Genomic DNA, 25,313 nt, shown 5'->3' on the forward strand with positions numbered 1-25,313 from the left:
TGGTCAGGGCACCTCCACGATGTCCCCGCGGCTCATGATGAACAAGACTTGGCCGCGTGATGAATCGTTGAGGAATTCGCCGGTGACGCGGGCGTTCTTGCCCTTCAGCGCCTTCAGGTCGTCCACCTCCAGCCCAAGCTGGCCACCGGCGGTGCGGTAGGCCACGTAGCGGGTGTTCTTGTCGGACATTTCGAGCTCCAGATAGCGGATGCCGGAGCCGCCCTTGTCATCATAGGCGTGGCTGATCTTCCCGGAAAGAGATGCGCTCCCCGAGGGCACGCGTGGCGGTGGGGGAGTGGCGGCGGCAGGTGCCGTGGTCCCGGCGGATGGCGAGGGCGGGGACGATGGCAGACCGGTGGGTGCCGGACCGGCGGCATTCCATCCGGGAGGGACGGCTTGCTTCTCCTGCGCGGCTCCGGGGGTGATCGGGGCGGTCTTTGCGGCCAGATCGCGGCGGATTTCCTCCAGCGTCGGCTGGGACTTCTTGGCGGGGGCGACATCCACCTTCGCGAGCAGGGAGTCGAATTTGCCCTTCTTCCACGCCATCACGCCACCCCCTGCGAGGAGGAGGCAAAAGAGAATGGAGGCGGAGACCCACGGCCAGATCACGGTCTGCTTCGGCGCATTGCGTGGGGAGGCCATCGCTTGCTTCGTCGCCACGGCTCCCTGCTTCGTGGCGGCCATCGGCGCGCGCTGGGTGGGAGTGACCGGCGCGGGTGCCGGGGCGGTGTAGGGGACGGGATTCTGAAGTGCGTCCAGTGCCTGGGTGAGCGACCAGCCCTGCGGATTCGCGCGGATCCGCTGGATCCATCCGGCGAGGTCATTGCTGGTGGCATCGTGCTGCACGGGCCGGCCCTCTCCGCCCAGCAGGCGCTCGGCGAGCTCCGCCAGCGGCACCAGTCCGCGGGTATTCAGCGATGCCAGCGGCGAGACCCAGAAAGTGATGCCGCGCCCGGACTCCGGGACGACGATGGATTCCTCCCCGCAGCCGACCCACAGGATCTCGTGGCCCAGCACCCCGGAAATCTGGATCGAGGCCTTCAGCGCCACCTCCACGATGTCCTTCACGGACCCGCTTTCCAGTGGCTTCCCGCGGGTGAAGCTGCCCAGCGTATCGCCCTCGACCCACTCGGTGACGAGGAAGGGAATGCCGTCCACGGGATCGCAGCCGCCGTCTAGGGTCTTCCGCAGCTCTTTCAGCTTCAGCGCCTTCAGCTTCTCGACTGCTTCGAGGAAGGCAGGCTGCTCCTCGGGCTGGAGGCCTCCGCCGTCCCGGCCATTCGGGAAAAACCGCCGCAGGACCACGTCGCGCTTTTCCTCCCGGTCGCGCCCCCGGAAGGCGACCCCGCGGTCGTCCTGGGAGAGCATTTCCTCGATCTCGTAGCGCTTCGTCACAGCGAAGCCACTAGCAGATCCCGCACCCCTTCCGCAATCTCCCTATCTTCATAGGGTCCGCGTCCGTGGTCGCACGCCTTTCTTTTTCCGTGCGTTCGGTGTAAATCCCTGTTTTCCATCCGCGCGCGCCGCCCGCCGGAAATTTTTCCCGACCCGCCATGCCCACTTCCCTGACCCGCAATTTCTCGATCATCGCCCACATCGACCACGGGAAGACCACGCTCTCGGACCGGCTCATGGAGTTCACCCAGACCATCACCGAGCGTGAATCGAGCGCCCAGCTCCTGGATGCGATGGACCTGGAGCGTGAAAAGGGCATCACGATCAAGTCCCACCCGGTGGCGATGACCTACAAGGCCAAGGACGGGCAGACGTACAAGCTCAACCTGCTGGATACCCCCGGCCACGTCGATTTCTCCTACGAGGTCGCCCGCTCGCTGGCCGCCTGCGAGGGCGCCATCCTGATGGTGGATGCGGCCCAGGGCGTGGAGGCCCAGACGGTGGCGAATCTCCACCTCGCCCACGCGCAGAATCTCGTCATCCTGCCCGTCCTCAACAAGATCGACCTGCCCGCCGCGGACGTCGAGAAGTGCAGGCGCCAGCTCGAGGACATCCTGGCCATCCCGGCCGAGGACGCCATCCCGGCCTCGGCAAAGCAGGGCATCGGCATCGAGGAGATCCTCGAGGCAGTCGTCCAGCGCGTGCCCGCCCCGGTGGAAAATCCGGACAAGCTGCTGCGCGCTTCCGTCTTCGACTCGATCTACGATACCTACCGCGGCGTCGTTTCCTACGTCCGCGTTTTCTCCGGCTCCGTGAAAAAGGGCCAGCGCGTGAAGCTCTTCGCCACGAACAAGACCTACGAGGTCAAGGAAGTGGGTGTCTTCACCCCGAAGATGACCGCGCGCGAAAAGCTCGTGGCCGGTGACGTGGGCTACGTGATCGCCAACATGAAATCCGCCGACGAGGCGAAGATCGGCGACACGCTCACGGACAGCACCCACCCGTGCCCCGAGCCGCTGCCGGGCTACAAGGAGATCCAGCCGATGGTCTTCTCCGGCATCTACCCGGTCGAGTCCTCGGACTACGAGGCGCTGAAGACGGCGATGGGCAAGCTGCAGATCAATGACGCGGCCTTCACCTTCATGTCGGAAAGCTCCACCGCGCTCGGCTTCGGCTTCCGCTGCGGCTTCCTCGGCCTGCTCCACATGGAGATCATCCAGGAGCGCCTGCGCCGCGAGTTCAACATGGACGTGATCTCGACCTACCCGTCGGTGATCTACCAGGTAACGCTGACGGATGGCTCCGAGCTGATCGTGGACAATCCCACCTTCTTCCCCGAGGCGCAGACCATCCAGGAGATCCGCGAGCCGATCGTGAATGTCTACATCATGGTCCCGGGCGAATACATCGGGGACATGATGCAGCTCGTGCTGGAGAAGCGCGGCGAGGTGACGAACACCGAGACCATCGACGACATGCGCGTGATGCTCTCCTGCGTCCTGCCGCTTTCCGAGATCCTCGTCGATTTCAATGACAAGCTGAAGTCCATGACCCGCGGCTACGGCTCCATGGACTACGAGCACGCCGGCTACCGCGCCGCGAAGATGGTGAAGATGGACATGCTCATCGCCGGCGATCCGGTCGAGGCATTCTCCACCATCGTCCACCGCGACAAGGCCGAGTCCTACGGCCGCATGCTGGCCGGCAAGCTGAAGGACGTCATCCCGCAGCACCTTTTCGTCGTCGCCATCCAGGCGGCCGTCGGCGGCAAGATCGTCGCCCGCGAGAGCATCTCCGCCATGCGCAAGAACGTGACCGCCAAGTGCTACGGCGGTGACATCACCCGCAAGCGCAAGCTGCTCGAGAAGCAGAAGGAAGGTAAGAAGAAGATGAAGATGTTCGGCAAGGTGAACATCCCCCAAGACGCCTTCATCAAGGTGCTGAAGAGCGGGGATTGAGGCCCCGGCGGCGTTCCTCGAGTGCTCGCCGGACCGGCATGCAGGCTTGAATCTGCGGTCGACTCCGGAATGATGTGGCAATGCTGAGATGCATTGCCCTGCTCGTTTTCGTGCCTCGGAGGAGAACGGTTGGGCGGTGATCTTTGGTGTTCTCCCGCTGATTGGAGGAACAGGGACTGAGAGCGGCTTTTCAGGGAGCTGCTCTGCCGGTGTCACGTGTTGACCCTTGAATGATCTATCATTGCCGTGCCATCACTCCGGCGATGACGAAATCGCAGTTGTTGTTTTTCTCGGGCATTGCCCTTCTGCTCACTTCCTGCGGTGCGAGCCGTTGGTCGGAGGCTCAAAAGGCGTCGTTGGGTTCGATTGCCGTTCCTCCGGTACCCGTCGCTGGTGATGGCTACGACAAGCCAATCGGAAGCCCGGAAATAGCGGCTCCCTACATCTCGGCACCGGTGGGCAGCGGCTTTGCCGGCGGCGCGATCGCGGCAGGTGTCGGGCAGCTTGCGGTAGAGATCGCAGCGGTGGCGGAGCAGAAGTCCTTCGAGGGCCGCTATGCGGACGCCATCTCGAAGGCCCCCGGCACGGTCCCCGGCGATCTCTCCGGCCGCGTGCGCAAGGCCGTGGCAGGCACCGTGGGGTCCCTGCCTCATTTTCATGGGAAGGTGCGCGATGATTCGCCCAACCGTCTCGTCGTCACGGTGGAAAAATTCCGCTACGTCCGGGTGGGCAATGACGGTGGAGAGATGCTGATGGTTCCCTCGCTCTCAGGGAAATTCGATCTCACCGGTGCCGGCGGGACGAAGCTCCTGTCGCGGAATTTCAACGCTTCCGCAACTTCGGTCCGCCGCACGATTGATGGATTCGTGCGTGACCGGGGCGCGGCTTCAAGGGCCTTCGACGAAGCGGCCGCCGAGGTCGCCCGGCAGATCGGTGAAGCCGTCGGCGAGAAGCTCGGCGAAACACCCGGCGCTCCCGCGGTCACGACACCGGCCGGACGCACCGCAAAGCCCGGCAAGCCCTATCAACTCTCGGACGTCAGCGGTCTCACCGCCACCTGCAGCAATCCGTATCCTCTCACTCAATCCTGCAACATCTGGTCTGGCGCGGCACGCCGGATCGAGGTGGGCGGCCAGAAGCTGAAGATCGCGGGAAGTGCCGACGGGAAGATCATCCTGATCCGCGATGCCGGGCTCGTCCCGAAGAACGCCGTCTCGTCAAAGGGCAGCGCGCAGTATGATGCGGTGAAGGCAGCTCTGGAAGCCTCGGGCGTCTGGGTTCTCAAGCAACGCGACATGGTGAGCGCAGGTAAGACGGTCGGCTTCTTCCTGGAAACGAGCGGAGACGCCTACGGAGCCATCACCAAGGGCTCATGACCTCGGAGCGGGGCGGGCGATGGCCGCGATGATGGACTAAGAAAACTCGACTTGGCGGCTCTGTGAGCCGCTCACGAGGGCTGATCCTCACTTCTTCTCGCCGATCTCCTTCAGCACGTCCGCGGCCTGCTGTTCGGTCGAGGCCTCGAGGTCGCGCCAGGCGAGCTTGCCGTCCTTGAAGAGAAAGGCTTGCCGCTTCGTGAAGCCCATGCTGTGCGGCACGCCGAAGGCATCGGCGACCTTGGCCTCCTTGTCCGCGAGGAGCGGGAAGGGGAGCTTGTACTTCTCCTGGAAGGCCTTTTGCGCGGCCACGTCGTCCATGCTGACGCCATAGACCTTCACCTTCTTCTCCGTGAGCGTGGCGTAGGAGTCGCGCAGGGAGCAGGCCTGCTTCGTGCAGCCGGGGGTATCGGCCTTCGGGTAGAAATAGACCAGCGTCCAGCCCTCGGCACCGCTCTTGGCGAGTTCGACGTCCTTGCCGTCCTGATCCTTCGCCGTCACGGCCGGCAGGGCGGCGCCGACTTCGATGGGTTCGGCGGCGTTTGCGGCGATGGCGAGGCCGATGGGAGCGACGACTGCGGCGAGGATTTGGAGCGGCTTCATGCTGGCCGGGAGACTGCCATGGGAAATCCTCTCCGCAAGCAGGCGATTTTTCAATGGACAGACAGGCCGGGCGACGCTAGAGCCTTCGCCCCGCCCGCAAGGGTGGTCACAGAATTTGGTAACGGCAGAGTAGCTCAGGGGTAGAGCAGAGGACTCATAAGCCTTTGGTCGGCGGTTCAAATCCGCCCTCTGCTACCAAATCTTTTTCCCCTTCCTTCTTTAGGAAGCCCTGTCCGTGGTCGAGATCGTGTCTCCCATCGCCAGCTCCCCGTCCGCGAGGATCTCGGCATACAGCCCGCCGCGATGGATCAGGCCTGGGAATACCGGCAGCGACGTGACCCGGCCAGGTGGGCGCAAGGCTCACAGAGGCGCAGCCCACGCATGGAAATGGCACCGACGGTGAAATCCCTGCCGCCCAGCTCATTCAGGCGGATTCCCCGGGTCAAAAGATTGCGTTGCGCCTGGGCGGGGCTCAGCGGCAGGCCGGAGTCCTGGCGGAAAAGCTCCAGAGCTTCCACCTCGATGAGCGTGATGTCCCTCCGTCCGGAGTTCTTCGAGAAAGTCCCTGTCCCGAGCGCATAGCGGTCGCCCTCCAGGCCCAAGCCCGCCGGATCTCAACAGGCAGCGTGCCGACGGCCGGAGCGATGAAAATACCGAGGAGAGTGCCCTTCATGGGGTGGATGGCCATTGGTCCTCTGCGCCGTGGTCCCCATTTGATGAGAAGCAAGCGGCATGCATTCTATAAAGAAGAGAGTCAGCCAGTCCTCGGAAGCGCTCCGTTCGCGAGGATGCAGCCGGGGCGGATTCCCGGATTTGCTTTAAAAGGACGCCCCGTTCAGTGCGGCCTGAATTATTCCAAACCACCTCGTGGACGTCGAATCCGGTCGGTCGTGCCCCGTTCTGTGCGACGAACTCGGCAGATGACGCATGGATTAGATGATTGATGCACAATCAGTTGAATTGGATCAAGGGCTCCCCGAAAGATCGTAAAATTTCCCCCGGAGCCACCCGGAAGATTTCTGAAAACTTTTTCGAAATAGGACTTGTCAGAGGTGCTTCGATCCCTAGATTCGCCGCCCCACATCGCCACCTGCCAATACGCATTCATTGCAACGCGGGCGGCTTCATTCTCTAAACACTATCGGGTGCAGCTCCGGATAAAAGGCTCCTGCGAGGATTTTCGCTCGCTCCTTTGTCCGGCTACGCATCTAGCGAACACCGAACCACGCAGGAATCCCATGCCGACCATCAACCAGCTCGTCCGCAAAGGACGGCAGACTCCGATCGAAAAGTCGAAGTCTCCGGCGATGACCAATTGCCCGCAGCGCCGCGGCGTCTGCCTCCAGGTCATGACCCGCACGCCGAAGAAGCCGAACTCGGCTCTCCGTAAGGTGGCGAAGGTCCGCTTGACCAACGGTTACGAAGTCATCGCCTACATCGGCGGTGAAGGCCACAACCTCCAGGAGCACTCCATCGTGCTCGTCCGTGGCGGCCGTGTTAAGGACCTTCCAGGTGTCCGCTACCACATCGTCCGTGGTTCGCTCGATACCCTCGGCGTCGACAAGCGTCGCCAGAGCCGCTCGAAGTACGGCGCCAAGCGTCCGAAGCCGGGTCAGCCCGCCGCTGCTGCCAAGGGTGGCAAGAAGAAGTAATCCCGCGTCGAAAGCCTTAATCTTTTCCGACCATGTCACGCCGCAAGCGCACTTTCCACAAGCCCGATCGCCGGGACTCCCGCTACGACAGCTCCCTCGTGGGTCACCTCATTTCCAAGGTGATGCTCGACGGCAAGCGTTCCCTCGCGGAGCGCATCGTCTATGCCGCCATCGACAAGGCGAGCGAAGGCGCAGATACCGTCGATCCGCTTGAGATCGTCACCCGCGCCATTGAGAACGCCAAGCCGCGCGTGGAAGTGAAGAGCCGCCGCGTCGGTGGTGCCACTTACCAGGTTCCGCTTGAAGTGGCCGCCGATCGTTCCGAGTCCCTCGCCCTGCGCTGGATCGTCGGATACGCCCGCGGTCGCAAGGGCACCCCGATGCACGTGGCCCTGGCCAACGAGCTGAAGGACGCCGCGAACAACCAAGGCTCGTCCGTCCGCAAGCGCGACGACGTGCACAAGATGGCCCAGGCCAACCGCGCCTTCGCCCACTTCCGCTGGTAAATCATTCAAGGGGAAGTTTCTTCCCCATCCTGCCATGTCTTCCACTGTCAACAATCCCGATCGCCCGTATCCGCTTGAGCGGACGCGGAACATTGGGATTGCGGCGCACATCGACGCCGGGAAGACGACGCTCACGGAACGCATCCTCTTCTACACGGGGATGATCCACAAGATCGGCGAGGTGCACGATGGTGCCGCCACGACCGATTGGATGGAGCAGGAACGCGAGCGCGGCATCACGATCACTTCCGCCGCCGTGACCACCAAGTGGTTCCAGCGTGCGGAGGAGGGTGTGACGAAGCTCTTCGCGAAGGAAGAGCAGCGCATCAATATCATCGATACTCCCGGCCACGTGGACTTCACGGCCGAAGTCGAGCGCTCCCTGCGGGTGCTCGACGGGGCGATCGTCGTCTTCTGCGGCGTCGCCGGGGTGCAGCCCCAGACCGAGACGGTCTGGCGCCAGGCGACGAAGTATCACGTCCCGCGCATCGTCTTCGTCAACAAGATGGACCGCGTCGGCGCGAACTTCGACAGCGTCTTCCACGAGGTGAAGGACAAGCTCGGCGCGAATGCCGTGCGCATCCTCATCCCGATCGGCTCCGAGGACACCCTCAGCGGCCAGATCGACGTGGTGAACCAGAAGGAGATCCACTTCAATGACGACGACAAGTTCGGCTCCACCTACGTGGTCCGCGAGCTGAGCGCCGATCTGAAGGAAATCGCCGAAGAGGCCTACACCGAGCTGGTGGGTGCCGTGGCCGATGTGGACGACATCCTCGGCGAGAAGTTCCTCATGGAGGAGCCGATCTCCACCGAAGAGCTGAAACAGGCCATCCGCCGCGCCACGATCGGGAACAAGCTGGTGCCCGTCGCCGGTGGTTCCGCCTTCAAGAACAAGGGCGTCCAGTATCTCATCGACGCCGTCGTCGATTACCTCCCGAGTCCGCTCGACATCCCGGCAGCCGTCGGCATGAACCCGGACAACGAGGAAGAGAAGATCGAGGTCCACACGAGCGACAACGAGAAGTTCTGCTCCCTCGCCTTCAAACTCTGGGCGGACAAATTCGTCGGCAAGCTGGTCTTCTTCCGCGTCTATTCCGGAGTCATCAAGAAAGGCGACACGGTCTACAACCCGCGAACCCGCCGCTCCGAGCGAGTCGGACGCCTGATCCAGATCCAGGCCGACGAGCACAAGGACATCGATGCTTGTTACGCCGGCGACATCGCCGCGATGGTCGGGATCAAAAACGTCACCACCGGTGACACGCTGGCCAAGGAAGGCTACGACGTCGTTCTCGAACCCCCCACTTTCCCGGATCCCGTCATCTCTCTGGCGGTCGAGCCGAAAACCAAAGCCGATCAGGAAAAGCTGGCAAATGCGCTGGCACGGCTTTCGGAAGAAGATCCCACTTTCCAGGTCAAGACCGACGAGGAAACCGGCCAGACCATCATCTCCGGCATGGGCGAGCTCCACCTGGAGATCATCGTCGATCGCCTGAAGCGTGAGTTCAAGGTCGAGGCCAATACCGGCGACCCGCAGATCGCCTACCGCGAGACCATCACCGGCGAAGCCAATGGTGAGGGCAAGCTGGTCAAGCAATCCGGTGGCCGCGGCCAATACGGCCACGTCCGTCTCCACGTCCGTCCGAATGAAAAGGGCAAGGGCCTCACGATCGAAAACAAGATCGTGGGCGGTGAAATCCCCAAGGATTTCCACAATGCCGTCTTCAAGGGCGTGCGCGAGTCGATCACGAATGGCATCATCGCCGGCTACCCGGTGATCGACGTCCACGTGGACGTGCTCGGCGGATCCTTCCACGAGGTGGACTCGAACGAGAACGCCTTCACGATGGCCGCCATCTTCGCGATGAAGGACGCCTTCAAGAAGGCGAAGTCCATCCTCCTCGAGCCCATCATGGCCGTGGAAGTCTCCACCCCGGACGACTACCAGGGCGACGTGATGGGCGATCTGAACCGCCGCCGCGGCCAGATCCAGAACCTGGAAACCAAGGGCAAGCTCGCCGTCATCAAGGCGAATGTTCCGCTCAAGGAAATGTTCGGCTACTCCACGGACGTCCGCACCATTTCCTCCGGCCGCGCTTCCTACTCGATGACTCCGTCACACTTCGAGCAGGTGCCGACCAACATCCTCACGCAGATCGTCAACGATCGCGGCCACTAATTTACCCAACATCTCTAACTACATCCACTGCCATGGAAAACCAGAAGATCCGCATCCGCCTGCGCGCTTTCGACCACCGCGCCATCGACCGCTCCGCCGCGGAGATCGTCGAAACCGCCAAGCGCACCGGTGCCAAGGTGGCAGGCCCTATCCCGCTCCCGACCCGCATTGAGAAGTTCAGCGTGAACCGCTCCGTGCACGTCAACAAGAAGTCCGCCGAGCAGTTCGAGATCCGCACCCACAAGCGCGTGCTCGACATCGTCGATCCCACCGCCCGCACCGTGGACGAGCTGAAGAAGCTCAATCTTCCCGCCGGTGTAGACATCGCCATCCGCATCTGAGGTCCCGCACGGATCTCACTTTCAAGTTCTCAAATTTCAAATCGACCAACGCCATGTCTCTCGGACTTCTCGGCAAAAAGCTCGGTATGACCCGCCTCTTCGATGAGAAGAGCCAGGCCATGATCCCCGTCACCGTCATCGAAGTGGGTGGCAACACCTGCCTGCAGGTCAAGACCGTCGAAAAGGACGGCTACTCCGCCGTCCAGGTCGGCTACGGTGACAAGAAGGAATTCCGCACGGACAAGCCTTCCCTCGGTCACTTCAAGAAGTACGGCTCCACGCCGAAGTACAAGGTGCAGGAGTTCCGCTTCCCGGCCGACCAAGCTGCCCCGGACACCCACACCGGCATGGACACCTTCACGGCCGGTCAGTGGGTCGACGTGATCGGCACCACCAAGGGCCGCGGCTTCCAGGGTGCTGTGAAGCGCCACGGCTTCGGCGGTCTCAAGATGACCCACGGCTCCATGATGCACCGCCGGACCGGCGCCATCGGCTGCCGCTCCACCCCGGGCCGCGTCTGGAAGAACCAGAAGATGCCCGGACACATGGGCGACGTGCCACGCACCACCCAGAACCTCAAGGTCGTCGCCGTGCGTCCTGAGGACGGTGTGATCCTCATCTCCGGTGCCGTCCCCGGTGCCAAGGGTGGCTACGTCACCATCCGCCCCGCCAAGAAGAAGACCGCCGCCGCCTGAGGCCGGGGTTTGAACCGCAACTCTCAATCGCATCCCAGTCATGCCCGCGAAAACTTTCACCGCTGACGCCGCGCAGAGCGCGAACATCCTGCTCGCCGAAGCCGACAAGGGCGCCCAGGCCGTGCACGATCTCGTCACCGCCTACCGCGCCAACCGCCGCACCGGGTCCGCCAACTCGAAGACCCGTGGCGAAGTCCGCGGTAACAACAAGAAGATCTACAAGCAGAAGGGCACCGGCAACGCCCGTCACGGCGACAAGCGCGCCCCGATCTTCGTCGGTGGTGGCGTGGTCTTCGGCCCGCGTCCCCGCGACTACTCGAAGCACGTCCCGAAGAACGTCCGTAAGCTCGCCCTGCGCCGTGTCCTCGGTGACATCGTCCGCGACGAGACCGCCAAGGTCCTTCCTTCCTTCTCCATCGCCGATGGCAAGACGAAGTCCTTCATCTCCGCCGTCTCCGCAGACGCCGAGCCGAAGAAGGTGCTCATCGTCGCCAAGAGCTTCGACGAGAAGACCTACCTCTCCGCCCGCAACGTCGCCTGGGCCCAGCTCGTCACCGCCGACAGCGTGAACGTCGAGGAACTCCTCCACGCCAATACCGTGCTGCTCGTCGAGGACGCCCTCGAGACCCTCGCCAAGCGCACCGCCTAATTCTCATCGCTGAAACCGCGCCATGAAAGACATCTACCAAGTCATCAAGAACGTCCGCCTCAGCGAGAAGGCCACCATGCTCCAGGAGACCAACAATGAGGTCGTCCTCGAGGTGAACCGCGACGCCAACAAGCTCGATATCAAGCGTGCCGTCGAAACCCTGCTGGGCAAGAAGGTCGCCGCCGTCCGCACCGCCAACTTCGCAGGCAAGGCCAAGCGCCGCCGCCGTGCCGATGAAGGCCGCACCAACCACTGGAAGAAGGCCATCGTCCGCCTCAAGGAAGGCGAAACGCTCGACCTCGTCTGATTTCTAACCGGCTAACCCCGAACCAACCAGAGCCATGCCTCTCAAGGAGTTCACACCCAATACCCCGTCCGAACGCTACAAGGTGCTCCCGTCCTTCGACGAGATCACCAAGCACAAGCCGGAGAAGAGCCTTCTGACCCCGCTCAAGAGGAGCGGCGGCCGCAACAACACCGGCCGCATCACCACCCGCCACATCGGCGGTGGTCACAAGCGCCACTACCGTCTGGTCGACTTCAAGCGCGGCAAGTACGACGTCGCCGCCACCGTGGTCGGCATCGAGTACGATCCGAACCGCACCTGCCGCATCGCCCTCATCCAGTACAGTGACGGCGTGAAGAGCTACATCCTCGCCCCTGCGGGCCTGGAAGTCGGCGCGACCGTCACCTCCGGTGAAAAGGCCGCTCCGAAGGTGGGCAACGCAATGCCGCTCAAGAGCGTCCCGCTCGGCACCGCGATCCACAACATCGAGCTCATCCCGGGCAACGGTGGCAAGGTCGCCCGCGCCGCCGGCCAGCAGGCCGTGCTCTCCAACCGCGAAGGCGGCTGGGCGCTGGTCAAGATGCCTTCCGGTGAGATCCGCCGCTTCAACGAGAACTGCTTCTGCACGATCGGCACCGTCGGCAACCGCGATCACATGAACGAGGTGTCCGGCAAGGCTGGCCGCACCCGCTGGCAGGGCGTCCGCCCGACCGTCCGCGGCATGTGCATGAACCCCGTCGACCACCCGAACGGTGGTGGTGAGGGCAAGTCGAAGTCCGGTGGTGGTCGCCAGCACCTTCTCAGCCCCTGGGGCCACGCGAAGGGACAAAAGACCCGCAAGCCGAAGAAGCAGACCTCGACCTTCATCGTCGAAAGCCGCCACGCCAAGAAGAAGCGCTAACCTTCACCTCTAGTAAATCATGCCACGCTCTCTCAAGAAGGGTCCGTACATCGACCAGAAGCTTCTGGCCAAGATCGACGCCGCCACCGCCTCCGGTGACAAGAAGCCGATCAAGACCTGGAGCCGCGCCTCGATGATCACGCCTGACTTCGTCAACCTGACCTTCGCCGTCCACAATGGCAAAACCTTCGTTCCGGTGCACGTCTCCGAGAACATGGTTGGCCACAAGCTCGGTGAATTTGCCCAGACCCGCCTGTTCAAGCAGCACGGCGGTATCGGCAAGAAGTAAGCCTATCACGCCACCGCTCCCATGCACCGCCCGCGTCCACTCACTCTCGCGACCGCAGTCCTCGGACTGTGCGCCGGGACGTGGACCTGTGCGGCGCAGGGGACGGATGCGATGGCACTTCAGGACAAGATCATCGAGCAACAGGCCAGGATCGATTCGCTCGAAAAGAGCCTCGTCCAGGCCAATCGTGCCGAGAAAGACGCCTCCGCGCAGCTCGCCCAGGTGAAGCTCCGCCTCGAAGCGCTCGGCCGCGACCTGCTCGATGGTGGCGACGACCGTCTGGTCCAGGCGAATTCGGACCTCGAAGTGGTCCGCCGCCGCACCAGCGACCTCGAAGCCGTCTGCTCCCGCCTCGTGGGCACCGTGACCGACTACCTCCGCCAGGCGGTGGCAGCCGATCCCGACGCCCGCCTCCGTGTGGAAACCTCCATGAGGGAGCTTGACGAAGTGCTCGGTCTGAGGCAGAAGCCCGCCCCCGCAGCCGCCGCCGGTAACGCCGGCCAAGCAAAAGTGGTGAGCATCGACTCGGAAAGCGGCCTCCTCGTCCTCAACGTCGGGGAAAGCCAGACTGCCCGCATCGGCACCACCTACCGCCTCGTCCGCGGGGAACAACCATTCGGCACCGCCATCGTGGCCGACGTCCGCCGCAACGTATGCGGCGCCTTTGTCGAGGAGCTCGACCCGGGTCAAGGCCCGGTCCGCCTCGGCGATTCCGCCCTTCTCATCACTGAATAATCCGCGCGACGCGCACCATTCTTCTAAACGCCTCACCGACCCGATCCATGGAAGTCAAGAGCACCACCAAATACGTCCGCCTCTCTCCGAAGAAGGCACGCGACGTCGCCCGCGAAATCCAAGGGCTGCCCGTGTCGAGCGCGCTCGACATTCTCACCTTCACTCCGAAGAAGGCCGCCTTTCACATCAACAAGACCCTCAAGACCGCCATCGCGGACGCCGAGAACAACTTCTCGCTGAGCGCCGAGTCCCTGATCGTGAAGGAAGCTGTGATCGGTGCAGGTCCGGTCCTGAAGCGTTTCTCCCCGCGTGCCAAGGGCTCCGCGGGTGGCATCCTGAAGCGCACCAGCCACATTTTCATCACCCTGGCCGAAGCTCCGGAAGGCGAAGCGAAGCCGAAGAAGGTCAACGTTTCCCCGAAGGCATCCAAGGACGCCTGATCCCAATCCCACACCGCATTTCATCATGGGCCAGAAAGTCAACCCCATCGGTTTCCGCCTCGCCGTCTCCAAGGACTGGCGCTCCAAGTGGTTCGCCGCCGGCAAGGATTATGCCGAGAAGCTCCACGAGGACCTCAAGATCCGTGGCTACATGCGCCAGCGCCTGCAGTTCGCAGCGCTTGCCCGCGTCGTCATCGAGCGCGCTTGGAACAGCGTCCGCGTCACGCTCCACACCTCCCGCCCGGGCCTTATCATCGGCCGCAAGGGCTCCGAGATCGAGCGCATGACGAAGGAGATCTCCGACATCTGCAAGGGTGCCCAGGTGAAGATCGACATCGTCGAGATCCGCAAGCCGGAGCTCGATGCCCAGCTCATCTGCGAGCAGGTCGCCGTCCAGCTCGAGCGCCGTATCTCCTTCCGCCGTGCCATGAAGCGCGCCGTGCAGACCGCCATGGACTTCGGTGCCGAGGGCATCCGTATTCGCTGCGCCGGTCGTCTCGGTGGTGCTGACATCGCCCGCTCGGAGTGGTATCGCGAGGGCAAGGTGCCGCTTCAGACGCTGCGCGTTCCCCTTGACTACGGCTTCGCCGAAGCCCGCACCGTCTACGGTGTCATCGGCATCAAGTGCTGGGTCAACAAGAAGGAAGACGACGGCAGCTCCCCGCGCCCTGAGCGTGGCGGCGACCGCCGCGATCGTGACAACCGCGGCCCCCGTGGCCCGCGTGGTCCCCGTCCGCCCCACGGTGGTGGCGGTGGCAACCAGCAGTAAGACTATCTTTTAACTTTCAACATTTTCCCAGGAGGACTGAGCCATGCCCTTGATGCCCAAACGCACGAAGTTCCGCAAGTCGCACCGCGGCAGCCGCGCCGGCAATGCGCAGCGCGGAACCACCGTCGCCTTCGGTGACTTCGGTCTCCAGGCCCTCGACCGCGGCTGGATGACCAACCGCCAGATCGAAGCCTGCCGTATCGCGATCAACCGCTTCCTCAAGCGTAAAGGAAAGGTCTGGATCCGGATCTTCCCTCACAAGTCGATCACCGCCCGTCCGCCGGAAACCCGTATGGGTAAGGGCAAGGGCGCCGTCGAGGCCTGGGTCGCCGTGATCCGCCCCGGCAACATGCTGTTCGAAGTCGCCGGCGTGCCGGAGTCGCAGGCCAAGGAGGCCATGCGCCTTGCTTCCTACAAGCTCGGCCTTCCGACCCGCTTCGTCGTCCGCAATCCGCACGCCTGAAGCTCCCAACCTTTAAAGAACCACGACCATGGCTCAGACCAAGTTCAAGGACATCAAGGATCTCTCCGTGAAGGAGCTTGAGACCAAGCTCCGCGACCTCAAGGAGGAGGGCTTCAACCTCCGCCTGCAGCAGGCCACCGGAACGCTTGAAAATTCCGCCCGCATCCGCGTGGTCCGCCGCGAGGCCGCCCGCGTCCAAACCGTGCTCACCCAGCGCAACAGCGCCTGAGCCGCCCGCATCCGCAGCAGCAGCCACCACCACCAATTTCCATGAGCGAGCAGCAACAGCAGGAAGGTGCCGCAAAGCAGGTCCGCAAGACCCGCGTCGGCGTCGTCACCTCGAACAAGATGAGCAAGACCCTCGTGGTCGAGCACGTCGCACGCGTCCCGCACCCGACCTTCAACAAGATCGTCAAGCGGTCGAAGAAGTACTACGTGCACGACGAGAAGGGCGAAGCCCAGATCGGCGACAAGGTCCGCATCGTCGAAACCCGCCCACTTTCCAAGCTGAAGCGCTGGACGCTCGAGAAGGTGCTCACGCACTAAAGGCTCCGCCGGTTCTACCGATCCTTCAACACTCACGTATTTCCTGCCATGATCCAGATGGAATCCCTCGTCACGGTCGCCGACAACACCGGCGCCCGCTCTGCCAAGATGATCGGTGTCCTCGGCAAGCGCTCCCGCACCGCCCAGGTGGGTGACATCATCACCGCCCACATCCGCGACTCGATCCCGACCGCCTCGGTCAAGAAGGGCTCCGTCGTGAAGGCAGTGGTCGTCCGCACCGCATTCCCGATCCGCCGTGCAGACGGCTCCGTCCTCCGCTTCGACAGCAACGCCATCGTTGTCATCGACAAGGACAACAACCCGAAGGGCACCCGTATTTTCGGCCCCGTCGCCCGCGAACTGCGTGAAAAGCAGTTCATGAAGATTGTCTCGCTTGCACCCGAGGTCCTCTGAGGCTACGGCGCATCCCTTCAACCGAACATTTCACATGAAGACTCACGTCAAGAAAGGCGACGAAGTTGAGATCATCGCCGGCGGCCACAAGGGCAAGCGCGGCACGGTCCTCTCCGTCGACGCTGCCAAGGGCAAGGTCGTCGTCCAAGGCGGACGCACCATCAAGAAGGCCATCCGCCGCTCCGAGAAGAATCCCGACGGCGGGATCCTTGAGCAGGACGGCCCCGTCCATATCTCCAATGTCAAGAAGCTGGGCTGAGACCTGCAAGGTCTTTGCCCGCGCTTAAGCGCAACGAACAAAGCGCTGACCCGCTAAAACAAAATGAGCACCCCAGTACTGCAAAAGCACTACGCGGAGAAGGTCGTGCCAGCTCTCAAGGAGAAGCTTGGCTACACCAACCCGCATCAGATCCCACGGCTTGAAAAGATCGTGGTGACCTCCTGCATGGGCAAGGCCCCGGACCGCAAGGTCGCCGTGGACGATGCCGTCGCCGAAATCGCCAAGATCACCGGCCAGAAGCCTTCGATCACCTATTCGAAGAAGGCTGTTGCGAACTTCAAGCTGCGTGAGGGTGAAGCCCTCGGCGCCCGCGTGACTCTCCGCGGTGCCCGCATGTGGGAGTTCCTGTACCGCTTCATCAACGTCACCGCGCCGAACATCCGCGACTTCCGCGGTATCTCCGCAAAGGGCTTTGATGGCCGTGGCAACTACGCCGTCGGTTTCCCCGACCAGTCCATCTTCCCGGAAATCGAGCTCGATCAGATCAAGCGCACCATCGGTTTCGACTTCATCTTCGTCACGTCTGCCAAGACCAATGACGAAGGCCGTGCCCTGCTGACCGAGCTGGGATTGCCGTTCCGCGACACGAAGAAGGCGGAAACCACCGAAGGCGCCGCCGCCTGATTCCGTTAACTTCCAAGGAACCACCATCATGGCCGTTCTCTCCGATCCAATTTCCGACTTCCTCACCCGCTTCAAGAACTGCTGCCGCGCCGGCAACGAGCAGTTCCTGGCTCCTTACTCCCGCATCAAGGCTGACATCGCCAAGGTGCTCCAGGAGGAAGGCTACATCTGGGGCTTCGAAGTCGTGACCGAATCCGGACACCCGCAGCTCAAGGTCAAGGCCCGCTACGTCGATGGCCGCCCGGTCCTCACCGACCTGAAGCGCGTCTCGAAGCCAGGTCGCCGCGTCTATGCCGGCGGTCAGGAAATGCCACGCGTCCTCAACGGACTCGGCATCGCCGTCGTCTCCACCTCCAAGGGCGTCATGACCGGCGCCCGTGCCAAGCGCAGCCAACTCGGCGGCGAAGTGCTGGCCCACGTCTGGTAATCACCCAACCCGAGAAAGGAACAAACCACCATGTCACGAGTTGGTCTCAAACCGATTTCCCTGCCCGCAAAGGTCAGCGTGAAGGTCGATGCCGGCAAGGTTGTCGTCGAGGGCCCGAAGGGCAAGCTCGACCTCGCCCTGCCCGCAGGCATCTCCATCAAGAGCGAAGACACCTCCGTCGTCGTCGCCCGCGCCACCGAGGCACGTAACCACCGCGCGCTGCACGGCACCGTCCGCAGCCTGGTGAACAACATGATCACCGGAGTCTCCCAGGGCTTCGTCAAGGACCTTGAAATCCAGGGCGTCGGTCTCCGTGCCGCCGTCAAGGGCCAGGACCTCGACCTCTCCCTCGGCAAGTCCCACCCGATCCTTCACCCGATCCCGGCCGGCCTGACCGTCACCGTGAACGAAAACACCAAGATCAAGGTGGAAGGCATCGACAAGCAGCTCGTCGGCCAGTTCGCCGCCGAGGTCCGCGGCTACTACCCGCCGGAGCCTTACAAGGGCAAGGGCGTCCGCTACGCAGGCGAGCACGTTCGCCGCAAGGAAGGCAAGAGCGTCGGCAAGTAACCCCGAAACCTTTACTCGAAATGAGCAAAATCAATCGCAAGGAAGGACGCCGCCGCATCCACGCGCGCATCCGCAAGAAGGTCGCCGGGACCGCCGAACGCCCACGCCTGGCCGTTCACTACTCGAACCAGCACGTCTACGCGCAGGTCATCGACGATGTCGCCGGTCGCACCCTCGTCTCCGCCTCGACGCTCGACAAGAGCTTCGAAAAGGCCTCCTCGAACGTCGAGTCCGCCGCGAAGGTGGGTGCCCTCGTCGCCGAGCGCGCCAAGGCAGCAAATGTCAGCGCCGTTGTCTTCGACCGCGGCGGTCACCTCTACCACGGCAAGATCAAGGCGCTGGCCGATGCAGCCCGCGAAGCCGGCCTCCAATTCTAATATCTTACCGTCATGGTGACTCCTCAAGATTCGACCCCGACTCCATCCGCACCTCAGGGACCGCAGGGTGGCCAGCAGCAACAGGGCGGCTACGGCCAGCGCGGCGGTGGCTACGGCCAGCGTGGTGGTGGCTACGGCGGCGGCCAGGGCGGCCAAGGCCGCGGACCCCGTGGTCCGCGCCGTGACGACCGGAACCAGCAGCAAGAGTCCGATGGACCGCAGCTCGCCGAGAAGGTCGTTTTCATCAACCGATGCGCCAAGGTCGTGAAGGGCGGTCGTCGCTTCAGCTTCTCCGCACTCATCGTCACCGGTGACAAGGAGGGCAAGGTCGGCCTCGGCTTCGGCAAGGCCAACGAAGTGGCAGATGCCATCAAGAAGGCCGGCGAAGCAGCCAAGAAGGTCCTCAAGCCGATGAACATCGTGGACGGAACGATCCCCCACGAGATCTACGCCGAATTCGGCGGTGGCAAGGTCCTCCTGAAGCCCGCCTCTCCCGGTACCGGCATCATCGCCGGCGGTGGCGTCCGCGCCGTCTGCGAAGCAGTCGGCATCCGCGACATCCTCGCCAAGTCGATGGGTTCCTCCAATCACTCGAACGTGGTCAAGGCCACCCTCAAGGCCCTCTCCCTGCTTCGCACCCGCGACCAGATCCTCGGATCCCGCGGCAAGAAGAAGGAAAAGGCGATCTAAGTTATTGGTTAAGGGTAAGAGGTTATCGGGTCTCGGCCCGAAGGCTCTTTCCCAGTAACCATTAACGACTAACCAATAACGCTTCACGAAGATGAAACTTCACACTCTCGCGCCGAACAAAGGTGCCAAGCATCGCGTCAAGCGCCTCGGCTGCGGCGAAAGCTCCGGCCACGGCAAGACCTCCGGCAAGGGCAACAAGGGTCAGAAGGCCCGTTCCGGCAGCGGCACCCGCGTCGGTTTCGAAGGTGGCCAGATGCCCCTTCACCGTCGTCTGCCCAAGCGCGGTTTCAACAACATCAACTTCAAGACCAAGGTCGAAGTGGTGAACTTGGCCCAGCTCGACAAGGCCTTCAACGATGGCGATACCGTCAACGAGGAAGCCCTGCGCAAGGCCGGTCTCATCAACCGCTCCTGTGATCAGGTCAAGGTGCTCGGCCAGGGCGAGATCAGCAAGAAGCTGACCCTCGTCGTGGACACGATCAGCGCCTCGGCCAAGGAAAAGGTGGAAAAGGCTGGCGGCTCCGTCCAGCTCCCCGCTTGATCCCCCGTTGGTCATACCCGTTTTGACGGTTCTCCGGCGAGGAAGCGCTTGATCGCTTCCTCGCCGCGTTTACAAACCCGTCGCTTTTTGCAGCCCATCGCTTCCCCATGATCTCCGCTTTCGCGAACACTTGGAAGGTGCCGGAACTCCGGGACCGCATTCTTTTCACCCTGGCGATGATCATCATCGTCCGCCTTGGCGTCCACATCACGCTGCCCGGGGTGGATTCCACGGTCATCGAGAAGTGGATGGCAGAAGCCGCGAAGAGCGACGAAGGGGGCAATGCCTTCGGTGCGATGCTCACCATCTTCGCCGGTGGCGGTCTCCAGCAGGCAGGCATTTTCGCGCTGGGCATCATGCCCTACATTTCCGCGTCGATCATGGTGCAGCTCATGACTGCGGTCGTGCCGAAGCTTTCCCGCCTGTCCCGCGAGGACGGCGGACGCCAGAAGATCACCCAGTATACCCGCTACATCACCATCGTGATCGCACTGGTGCAGGGCTACTTCGTGGCGACCTCGCTGATGCATCCCGAGCGTCTCTTCTACATGCAGGGCATCCAGAACTTCGGCGTGCTCGTCCCCGGGGCGAACATGCTGTGGATCGCCCTGACGGTGCTGACCCTCGTCTCCGGCACCCTGCTGCTGATGTGGATCGGTGACCAGATGACCGAGCGAGGCCTCGGCAACGGCACCTCGATCATCATCACGGTGAACATCATCTCCGCGCTGCCCGGCGCGCTCGTCCTGACCTGGAAGCACTTCGTGACCGGTGACGACGTGAATGCCTTCCGCTCGGTCATGATGGTGGTCATGATCGCCATGCTGATCCTCGTGATCGCCGGCACCATCGCCATCACGCAGGCACAGCGCCGCATCGCGGTGCAGTATGCGAAGCGCGTTGTCGGCCGGAAGCAATTCGGCGGCCAGACCCAGTATCTCCCGCTGAAGGTGAACTACGCTGGCGTGATGCCGATCATCTTCGCGACCGCCATCCTCTCGCTGCCCACCATGATGATCTCGATGGTCTTCAAGGGCGAGGAGTGGGCGGTGAAGCTCCAGGAAGCGCTGAATCCCGGCGGCACCTGGTATTACGTGCTCGGTGGCCTGTTCATCTTCTTCTTCTCCTACTTCTGGGTGGCGACGATGTTCCAGCCTTCCCAGATCTCCGAGGACCTGAAGCGCAATGGCGGCTACATCCCCGGCGTCCGCCCGGGCAAGCCGACGGCTGACTTCCTCGACTTCACGATGACCCGCCTGACCTTCGCGGGTGCCATCTTCCTGTCCCTCATCTTCGTGCTGCCTCCGCTGGTCGGCCACCTCGTGGGCCTGCCGCAGCACTCGATGGTGCTCCAGTTCTTCGGCGGCACCAGCTTGCTGATCCTTGTCGGCGTGGTGCTCGACATCATGCGCCAGGTGGAGACCCACCTGCTGCAGCGCCACTACGACGGCTTCCTGCGGAAGGGCAAGATCAAGGGCCGCTACGACCGCCTCGCCCAGACCGGCAATGCCGCGTCCAGCACCGCGCTCGTCTATCTCTGGGCCGTGGTCGGTCTGCTCCTCGTGGTGGCCGCCGCTGCCTGGATCGCCAAACAGTAATACGGCGATGTCAAAACGTGTGGTCCTCCTTGGTCCCCCCGCCTCCGGCAAAGGGACCCAGGGACGTCGCTTGGCCGAGGAGCTCGGCCTCGCTTACCTGAGCACTGGCGCCCTTTTGCGCTCCGCCGTGGAAGAGGGCTCCGAGCTTGGCAAGCAAGCCGAGCCGATCCTTGCCCGCGGCGAATATCTGCCAGACTCGCTCATGTGCCCGATCATGGGCGAGTGGCTGACGAAGCAGACCGGTGGCTGGGTGCTCGACGGATTTCCCCGCAGCGTCCCGCAGGCCGATTTCCTCGCTGATTGGCTCTCCAAGCATGGTCAGAAGCTCACCGCCGCGGTGATGCTCGAGGTGCCGGTGGATGAGTTGCTGGTCCGCATTGGCAACCGGATTGAGTGTCCGGAGTGCCGCTGGTCCGGTCGCCGTCAGGAGCTGAACCGCGCCGACCGCTGCCCGGAGTGCGGCGGGGTGACCGGCCCGCGTGCTGACGACACGCCTTTGAATTTCCGCTCGCGCCTCGCCGAGTACGAGGAGCATACGCTTCCTCTGGTGGCCCGCTATGAAAGCGAGAGCCTGCTGCACCGCTTCGACGCCACCACCGGTGCCGATGATGTCGGCGGGCGTCTGGTGGAGTGCATCCGATCCCTAGAAGCGCATGGCCAGACGGCATAAGATCAAGATCAAGACGCCGCACGAGATCGGTCGCATGCGGATCGCCGGCGCGACTGCCAGCGAGATCCTCATGGAGCTGGTCAAGGCCGTCGAGCCCGGCCGCACCACGCTGGAGATCGACCAGCTTGCCGCCGACCTGATGCGCCAGCGCGACTGCAAGAGCGCCTTCCTCGGCTATCGCGGCTTCCGCGGGCAGATCTGCATTTCGGTGAATGAGGAGATCGTTCACGGCATCGGCGGGCCGCGGAAGATCCAACCGGGCGACGTGGTCACGCTGGACGTGGGCGTCGTGAAGAGCGGCTGGATCGGCGACAACGCGATCACCGTGGCGGTCGGCGACGTGACTGACGAGACGCGCCGCTTGCTCGTCGCCACCGAGCAATCCCTTTTCGAAGCCATCTCGCATGCCTATGCTGGCAAGCGGCTGGCAGATCTCTGCGGTTCCGTGGAGGAATATGTGGCACCGCTGGGCTTCACCGTCGTGCGCGAATTCGTCGGGCACGGCGTCGGCCGCGATCTCCATGAGGAGCCGCAGGTGCCGAATTACCGCCCGCAAGGAAAGAGCCCGATCCTGGAGCCCGGCATGATCCTCGCGATCGAGCCGATGGTGAATGCCGGGACGCGATCCATCCGCATCCTCGATGACGGCTGGACCGTAGTGACCGCCGATGGAAAGCCTTCGGCGCACTTCGAGCACACCGTGCTGATCACGGAGGGCGAGCCGGAGCTGCTCACCTGGCGTGAGCGTGGCGTGCCCGGCTTGTGAGTTGGGCGCTGGCCTGAGGTGACTCAGGCCGCCAGTTCGGTCCCGCAGTTCCAGCAGATGTCAAAGCTGTGGGGATTCGTCTCACCGCACTTGCCGCAGGTGCAGTCCTCGATGGATGCCTTCGCCGCCTCGGCCTCGGACTCGTGCAGGAGCTGCATCGCCCGCTCATAGTCCCCGTCCTCGACCACACACAGGGCGGGGCAGAAGGTCGGGATGGGCACCTCGAGGTGGGCGAGGCTTTCGTTGCGGATGAAGGTCGGGATGCCCGCGCCTTCCAGCACCGCCTGATAGTGGGAGAGCTTGATCAGGGTCCGTTCACGCACGAGTTCCTTCATAAGCTACACCATCGCCGCCATCAGGAGCGGTGGCAAGTTTACCGCGATACAAGCGGGCGGAATGATTCCACCCGGGGCCGTGCGGTCTTTCCGTCGTTTACGGATTCGCAGCCGGGCTCTTCGAGACTGCCTTGCTGTACTTCATGACAGCGGCGGTGATGCCCTTGGCGATCGTGTTGCGGTAGGCCTCGTTGTGGATCAGGCGTGCCTCGTAGGGGTGCGTCATGAAGCCGCATTCCACGAGGATGGCCGGGTGCTTCACGCCGGTCAGCACGCTGAAGCGCGCGCGTTTGATGCCGCGGTCCAGCGTGTAGGATTTCTCCGTCTTTGGCTCCTTGAGCAGGGTCAGCAACGAGCCGTGGACGGCGGTGGCGAGGGCCACGTTGCCGGAGTCGTGGCTATTGCCCGCGCGCATCTGGAAGTCGCTGGCATTCAGGCCGCGGCCATAGTGTGCCACGCCGATGGGCGAGAGGGTGAAGGTTTCCAGCCCACGTGCCGCGCTGCCGCCGGAGTTGTGGTGGATGGAGATGAAGATCGCGTTGTCATTCACGCGGTTCGCGATCTGGACGCGCTCCTGCAGGGTCAGGTAGCGGTCGGTATCGCGGGTCATGACCACCTTGTAGCCGAGCTTCGGATCCGAGAGCATCCGCTTGAGGCGGTTGGCGATGTCCAGGTTGTAGGCCGCCTCGGTGCCCAGCGCGTTCGTGGCGCCGGGGTCCTTGCCGCCGTGACCGGCATCGATGATGACGGTTTTGAAATTGCCCGCGTTCGCGATGTAGTTCGGCCGCAGGACGGGATCGACGAGCTTCGTGAGGTCGATGCGGGAGATCCATGCGCGGCCGCCCTGGTCCTCCACCTTGTAGCTGAAGACGAATTTCACGCCGTTCATCAGGCATTCCTGCGAGCCCACTTGGAGCTTCATCAGCACGCCTTGCTTCTCCGGCTTGCCGGTGCGCGGGTTCTTCACCACCACCACCTTGTCCAGCAGGAGCTGGTTTCCGGTGCGTTTGATGGAATCGAAGCCGTAGAACTTCTTCATACCATCCACGGAGATGTAGTCGCGGCCACTGATCTGCTTGGTCTCCCACTGGGCGCGGGCCACGGGCGATGCTCCCAGCCACGCGAAAAGCACGGCCAGCATGAGCGGAATCGAGAATCGGTTCGGCATGGGGTTTTTCGGGGCGTGACGCGGGGGAGACCTAGGGAATAGCGGATCCGGCGGCGTATGACAAACTCGTTTTCCACGGAGAGAACGCCTCATGCGCCGGATATTGCCTGAGCTTTTGCTTTCCCCGATCTAACGGCGGCTTACGGTCCCGCCCCATGACCATCGAAACCGTCGGCAACTACCGCGCCCGCTGGGGTGAAGGCCCCCTGTGGTGGAAGGATTCGCTCCTCTATGTGGACATCGAAAACCACCGCGTGGTGCGCTTCGATCCCGCCACCGGTGCCGAGCAGACGTGGGACGTGGGCGAGCGCGTGGGGACCATCGTCCCGCGCGAGGCCGGTGGCTTCGTGATCGCCGGGGACACCGGATTCCACTTCCTGAGCGAAGCCGGGGAGCTGACGGCGCTGGGTGACCCCGAGCCGGACAAGGCCGACAACCGCTTCAACGACGGCAAGTGCTCGCCCGACGGCCGCTTTTTCGCCGGAACGATCAGCCTAGTGAAGAAGACCGGCGACGCCCGCCTCTACCGCCTCGATCCCGACCTCACGGTCCACGAGGTCTTCGGTCCGGTGACGAATTCGAACGGCATCGTCTGGAGCGCCGACGGCCGCACGGTCTATTACATCGATACGCCGCGGAAGGAGGTCCTCGCTTTCGACTACGAGGCAGGTCATCTGACGAACCTGCGCAGCGTCGTTTCCACCGCGCACTACGAGTGGTCGCCGGACGGCATGACCATCGATGACGGGGGAAACCTGTGGATCGCCTTTTGCCACGGTGCCTGCGTGGTGTGCTTCAGCCCGGAGAGCGGCGAGGAATTGCGGAAGGTGGACCTGCCTTGCCTGGAGACGACCGCCTGTGCCTTTGGCGGGCCGGATCTGGCGGACCTCTACGTCACCACCGGCGTCCACAAGGACGTGAAGGAAGAGGACGCCGGAAGGCTCTTCGTGATCCGCGGGCTGGGGGTGAAAGGGCTGCCCGCACACGGATTCGCCGGGTAGCCATTTTGTGAGACACGCCATTCTTGTGAAACGAATGGCGATTTGGTTTGGTAGGAGTCGCGAATC

Annotated in this window: 34 protein-coding genes and 1 tRNA gene; 30 read left to right on the plus strand and 5 right to left on the minus strand. The window is 63.2% G+C overall.

The features are described 5' to 3' along the window. Positions 1-3: 3 nt before the first annotated feature. The gene (locus OKA04_RS11290; RefSeq protein ID WP_264501269.1) at positions 4-1,395 is read right to left on the minus strand and encodes a serine/threonine-protein kinase; all 1,392 of its coding nucleotides are present in this window, start codon (positions 1,393-1,395) and stop codon (positions 4-6) included. A gap of 158 nt (positions 1,396-1,553) precedes the next feature. On the opposite strand from OKA04_RS11290, the gene lepA reads away from it, so the two are divergent. Together lepA and OKA04_RS11300 are read left to right on the plus strand one after the other, a co-directional pair. After that, positions 1,554-3,353 carry a translation elongation factor 4 gene (gene lepA / locus OKA04_RS11295; protein WP_264501270.1) on the plus strand — a complete coding sequence of 600 codons (1,800 nt, stop codon included), beginning with the start codon at positions 1,554-1,556 and terminating at the stop codon, positions 3,351-3,353. Between the two features lie 230 nt (positions 3,354-3,583). Next, positions 3,584-4,729 (plus strand): hypothetical protein, encoded by a 1,146-nt coding sequence (locus OKA04_RS11300; RefSeq protein ID WP_264501271.1) that lies wholly within the window; start codon positions 3,584-3,586, stop codon positions 4,727-4,729. 87 nt (positions 4,730-4,816) lie between these two features. Here the strand turns inward: OKA04_RS11300 and OKA04_RS11305 are convergent, their stop codons facing one another. Then, the gene (locus tag OKA04_RS11305; RefSeq protein WP_264501272.1) at positions 4,817-5,332 is read right to left on the minus strand and encodes a peroxiredoxin; all 516 of its coding nucleotides are present in this window, start codon (positions 5,330-5,332) and stop codon (positions 4,817-4,819) included. A 123-nt stretch (positions 5,333-5,455) separates the two neighbouring features. Between OKA04_RS11305 and OKA04_RS11310 the strand changes: the two genes are divergently transcribed. After that, a tRNA-Met gene (locus tag OKA04_RS11310) sits at positions 5,456-5,530 on the plus strand. A 110-nt stretch (positions 5,531-5,640) separates the two neighbouring features. Here the strand turns inward: OKA04_RS11310 and OKA04_RS11315 are convergent. Then, complete coding sequence (locus OKA04_RS11315) at positions 5,641-5,934, minus strand: hypothetical protein (protein WP_264501273.1); 294 nt, start codon at positions 5,932-5,934, stop codon at positions 5,641-5,643. A 636-nt stretch (positions 5,935-6,570) separates the two neighbouring features. Here OKA04_RS11315 and rpsL point away from each other — a divergent pair. The 26 genes from rpsL to map all read left to right on the plus strand — a co-directional run bounded on the left by rpsL (position 6,571) and on the right by map (position 22,743). After that, the gene (gene rpsL / locus OKA04_RS11320) at positions 6,571-6,984 is read left to right on the plus strand and encodes a 30S ribosomal protein S12 (RefSeq protein WP_264501274.1); all 414 of its coding nucleotides are present in this window, start codon (positions 6,571-6,573) and stop codon (positions 6,982-6,984) included. A gap of 32 nt (positions 6,985-7,016) precedes the next feature. After that, positions 7,017-7,490 (plus strand): 30S ribosomal protein S7, encoded by a 474-nt coding sequence (gene rpsG / locus OKA04_RS11325; RefSeq protein ID WP_264501275.1) that lies wholly within the window; start codon positions 7,017-7,019, stop codon positions 7,488-7,490. Between the two features lie 34 nt (positions 7,491-7,524). Continuing rightward, positions 7,525-9,672, plus strand: coding sequence for an elongation factor G (gene fusA, locus OKA04_RS11330; protein WP_264501276.1), 2,148 nt, complete (start codon positions 7,525-7,527; stop codon positions 9,670-9,672). Positions 9,673-9,704: 32 nt separating this feature from the next. After that, positions 9,705-10,013, plus strand: a complete 309-nt coding sequence (gene rpsJ / locus OKA04_RS11335; RefSeq protein WP_035611700.1) for a 30S ribosomal protein S10 — start codon at positions 9,705-9,707, stop codon at positions 10,011-10,013. 53 nt (positions 10,014-10,066) lie between these two features. Next, positions 10,067-10,708 carry a 50S ribosomal protein L3 gene (gene rplC / locus OKA04_RS11340; protein WP_264501277.1) on the plus strand — a complete coding sequence of 214 codons (642 nt, stop codon included), beginning with the start codon at positions 10,067-10,069 and terminating at the stop codon, positions 10,706-10,708. Between the two features lie 40 nt (positions 10,709-10,748). Next, the gene (rplD, locus tag OKA04_RS11345) at positions 10,749-11,357 is read left to right on the plus strand and encodes a 50S ribosomal protein L4 (protein ID WP_264501278.1); all 609 of its coding nucleotides are present in this window, start codon (positions 10,749-10,751) and stop codon (positions 11,355-11,357) included. A 22-nt stretch (positions 11,358-11,379) separates the two neighbouring features. Next, on the plus strand, positions 11,380-11,664 hold the full coding sequence (gene rplW, locus OKA04_RS11350) for a 50S ribosomal protein L23 (RefSeq protein WP_264501279.1): 285 nt from the start codon (positions 11,380-11,382) through the stop codon (positions 11,662-11,664). A gap of 34 nt (positions 11,665-11,698) precedes the next feature. Continuing rightward, a complete protein-coding gene (rplB, locus tag OKA04_RS11355) occupies positions 11,699-12,544 on the plus strand; it encodes a 50S ribosomal protein L2 (protein WP_264501280.1) in 846 nt (281 codons plus the stop codon). 19 nt (positions 12,545-12,563) lie between these two features. Beyond that, positions 12,564-12,833, plus strand: coding sequence for a 30S ribosomal protein S19 (gene rpsS / locus OKA04_RS11360; protein ID WP_264501281.1), 270 nt, complete (start codon positions 12,564-12,566; stop codon positions 12,831-12,833). 21 nt (positions 12,834-12,854) lie between these two features. Next, positions 12,855-13,568 carry a hypothetical protein gene (locus tag OKA04_RS11365; RefSeq protein WP_264501282.1) on the plus strand — a complete coding sequence of 238 codons (714 nt, stop codon included), beginning with the start codon at positions 12,855-12,857 and terminating at the stop codon, positions 13,566-13,568. 47 nt (positions 13,569-13,615) lie between these two features. Next, positions 13,616-14,008: a 50S ribosomal protein L22 gene (gene rplV / locus OKA04_RS11370; RefSeq protein WP_264501283.1), complete on the plus strand. Its 393-nt coding sequence runs from the start codon at positions 13,616-13,618 to the stop codon at positions 14,006-14,008. A 25-nt stretch (positions 14,009-14,033) separates the two neighbouring features. Beyond that, a complete protein-coding gene (rpsC, locus tag OKA04_RS11375) occupies positions 14,034-14,777 on the plus strand; it encodes a 30S ribosomal protein S3 (protein WP_264501284.1) in 744 nt (247 codons plus the stop codon). A 43-nt stretch (positions 14,778-14,820) separates the two neighbouring features. Further along, on the plus strand, positions 14,821-15,240 hold the full coding sequence (gene rplP, locus OKA04_RS11380; RefSeq protein WP_169454389.1) for a 50S ribosomal protein L16: 420 nt from the start codon (positions 14,821-14,823) through the stop codon (positions 15,238-15,240). 28 nt (positions 15,241-15,268) lie between these two features. Continuing rightward, positions 15,269-15,469: a 50S ribosomal protein L29 gene (gene rpmC / locus OKA04_RS11385; RefSeq protein WP_264501285.1), complete on the plus strand. Its 201-nt coding sequence runs from the start codon at positions 15,269-15,271 to the stop codon at positions 15,467-15,469. 41 nt (positions 15,470-15,510) lie between these two features. Further along, positions 15,511-15,786: a 30S ribosomal protein S17 gene (rpsQ, locus tag OKA04_RS11390; protein WP_264501286.1), complete on the plus strand. Its 276-nt coding sequence runs from the start codon at positions 15,511-15,513 to the stop codon at positions 15,784-15,786. A gap of 48 nt (positions 15,787-15,834) precedes the next feature. Further along, positions 15,835-16,200, plus strand: coding sequence for a 50S ribosomal protein L14 (rplN, locus tag OKA04_RS11395; protein WP_264501287.1), 366 nt, complete (start codon positions 15,835-15,837; stop codon positions 16,198-16,200). Between the two features lie 34 nt (positions 16,201-16,234). Further along, positions 16,235-16,459: a 50S ribosomal protein L24 gene (rplX, locus tag OKA04_RS11400; protein WP_264501288.1), complete on the plus strand. Its 225-nt coding sequence runs from the start codon at positions 16,235-16,237 to the stop codon at positions 16,457-16,459. A gap of 63 nt (positions 16,460-16,522) precedes the next feature. Then, entirely contained in the window at positions 16,523-17,104 is a 582-nt protein-coding gene (gene rplE, locus OKA04_RS11405) for a 50S ribosomal protein L5 (RefSeq protein ID WP_264501289.1), read from the plus strand. Between the two features lie 28 nt (positions 17,105-17,132). Continuing rightward, positions 17,133-17,531, plus strand: a complete 399-nt coding sequence (rpsH, locus tag OKA04_RS11410) for a 30S ribosomal protein S8 (protein ID WP_264501290.1) — start codon at positions 17,133-17,135, stop codon at positions 17,529-17,531. Between the two features lie 30 nt (positions 17,532-17,561). Next, on the plus strand, positions 17,562-18,101 hold the full coding sequence (gene rplF / locus OKA04_RS11415; RefSeq protein WP_264501291.1) for a 50S ribosomal protein L6: 540 nt from the start codon (positions 17,562-17,564) through the stop codon (positions 18,099-18,101). 20 nt (positions 18,102-18,121) lie between these two features. Next, the gene (gene rplR, locus OKA04_RS11420; protein ID WP_264501292.1) at positions 18,122-18,478 is read left to right on the plus strand and encodes a 50S ribosomal protein L18; all 357 of its coding nucleotides are present in this window, start codon (positions 18,122-18,124) and stop codon (positions 18,476-18,478) included. 12 nt (positions 18,479-18,490) lie between these two features. Continuing rightward, positions 18,491-19,168, plus strand: coding sequence for a 30S ribosomal protein S5 (rpsE, locus tag OKA04_RS11425; RefSeq protein ID WP_343226880.1), 678 nt, complete (start codon positions 18,491-18,493; stop codon positions 19,166-19,168). A 91-nt stretch (positions 19,169-19,259) separates the two neighbouring features. Beyond that, positions 19,260-19,709, plus strand: a complete 450-nt coding sequence (rplO, locus tag OKA04_RS11430) for a 50S ribosomal protein L15 (protein ID WP_264501293.1) — start codon at positions 19,260-19,262, stop codon at positions 19,707-19,709. 107 nt (positions 19,710-19,816) lie between these two features. Continuing rightward, positions 19,817-21,307, plus strand: a complete 1,491-nt coding sequence (gene secY, locus OKA04_RS11435; protein ID WP_264501294.1) for a preprotein translocase subunit SecY — start codon at positions 19,817-19,819, stop codon at positions 21,305-21,307. 7 nt (positions 21,308-21,314) lie between these two features. Beyond that, the gene (locus OKA04_RS11440; protein WP_264501295.1) at positions 21,315-21,977 is read left to right on the plus strand and encodes an adenylate kinase family protein; all 663 of its coding nucleotides are present in this window, start codon (positions 21,315-21,317) and stop codon (positions 21,975-21,977) included. Next, positions 21,961-22,743 carry a type I methionyl aminopeptidase gene (gene map, locus OKA04_RS11445; RefSeq protein WP_264501296.1) on the plus strand — a complete coding sequence of 261 codons (783 nt, stop codon included), beginning with the start codon at positions 21,961-21,963 and terminating at the stop codon, positions 22,741-22,743. Before OKA04_RS11440 ends, map begins: the two co-directional genes overlap by 17 nt. A 23-nt stretch (positions 22,744-22,766) precedes the next feature. Here map and OKA04_RS11450 read toward each other — a convergent pair whose 3' ends face one another. Then, entirely contained in the window at positions 22,767-23,066 is a 300-nt protein-coding gene (locus OKA04_RS11450; RefSeq protein ID WP_264501297.1) for a putative signal transducing protein, read from the minus strand. Positions 23,067-23,175: 109 nt separating this feature from the next. Beyond that, positions 23,176-24,246, minus strand: a complete 1,071-nt coding sequence (locus OKA04_RS11455) for an N-acetylmuramoyl-L-alanine amidase family protein (RefSeq protein ID WP_264501298.1) — start codon at positions 24,244-24,246, stop codon at positions 23,176-23,178. A gap of 155 nt (positions 24,247-24,401) precedes the next feature. Between OKA04_RS11455 and OKA04_RS11460 the strand changes: the two genes are divergently transcribed. Then, positions 24,402-25,247 carry an SMP-30/gluconolactonase/LRE family protein gene (locus OKA04_RS11460; protein ID WP_264501299.1) on the plus strand — a complete coding sequence of 282 codons (846 nt, stop codon included), beginning with the start codon at positions 24,402-24,404 and terminating at the stop codon, positions 25,245-25,247. Positions 25,248-25,313 lie beyond the last annotated feature (66 nt).

The sequence above is a fragment of the Luteolibacter flavescens genome (assembly GCF_025950085.1).
In the GTDB taxonomy this organism is placed as follows: Bacteria; Verrucomicrobiota; Verrucomicrobiia; order Verrucomicrobiales; family Akkermansiaceae; genus Haloferula; species Haloferula flavescens.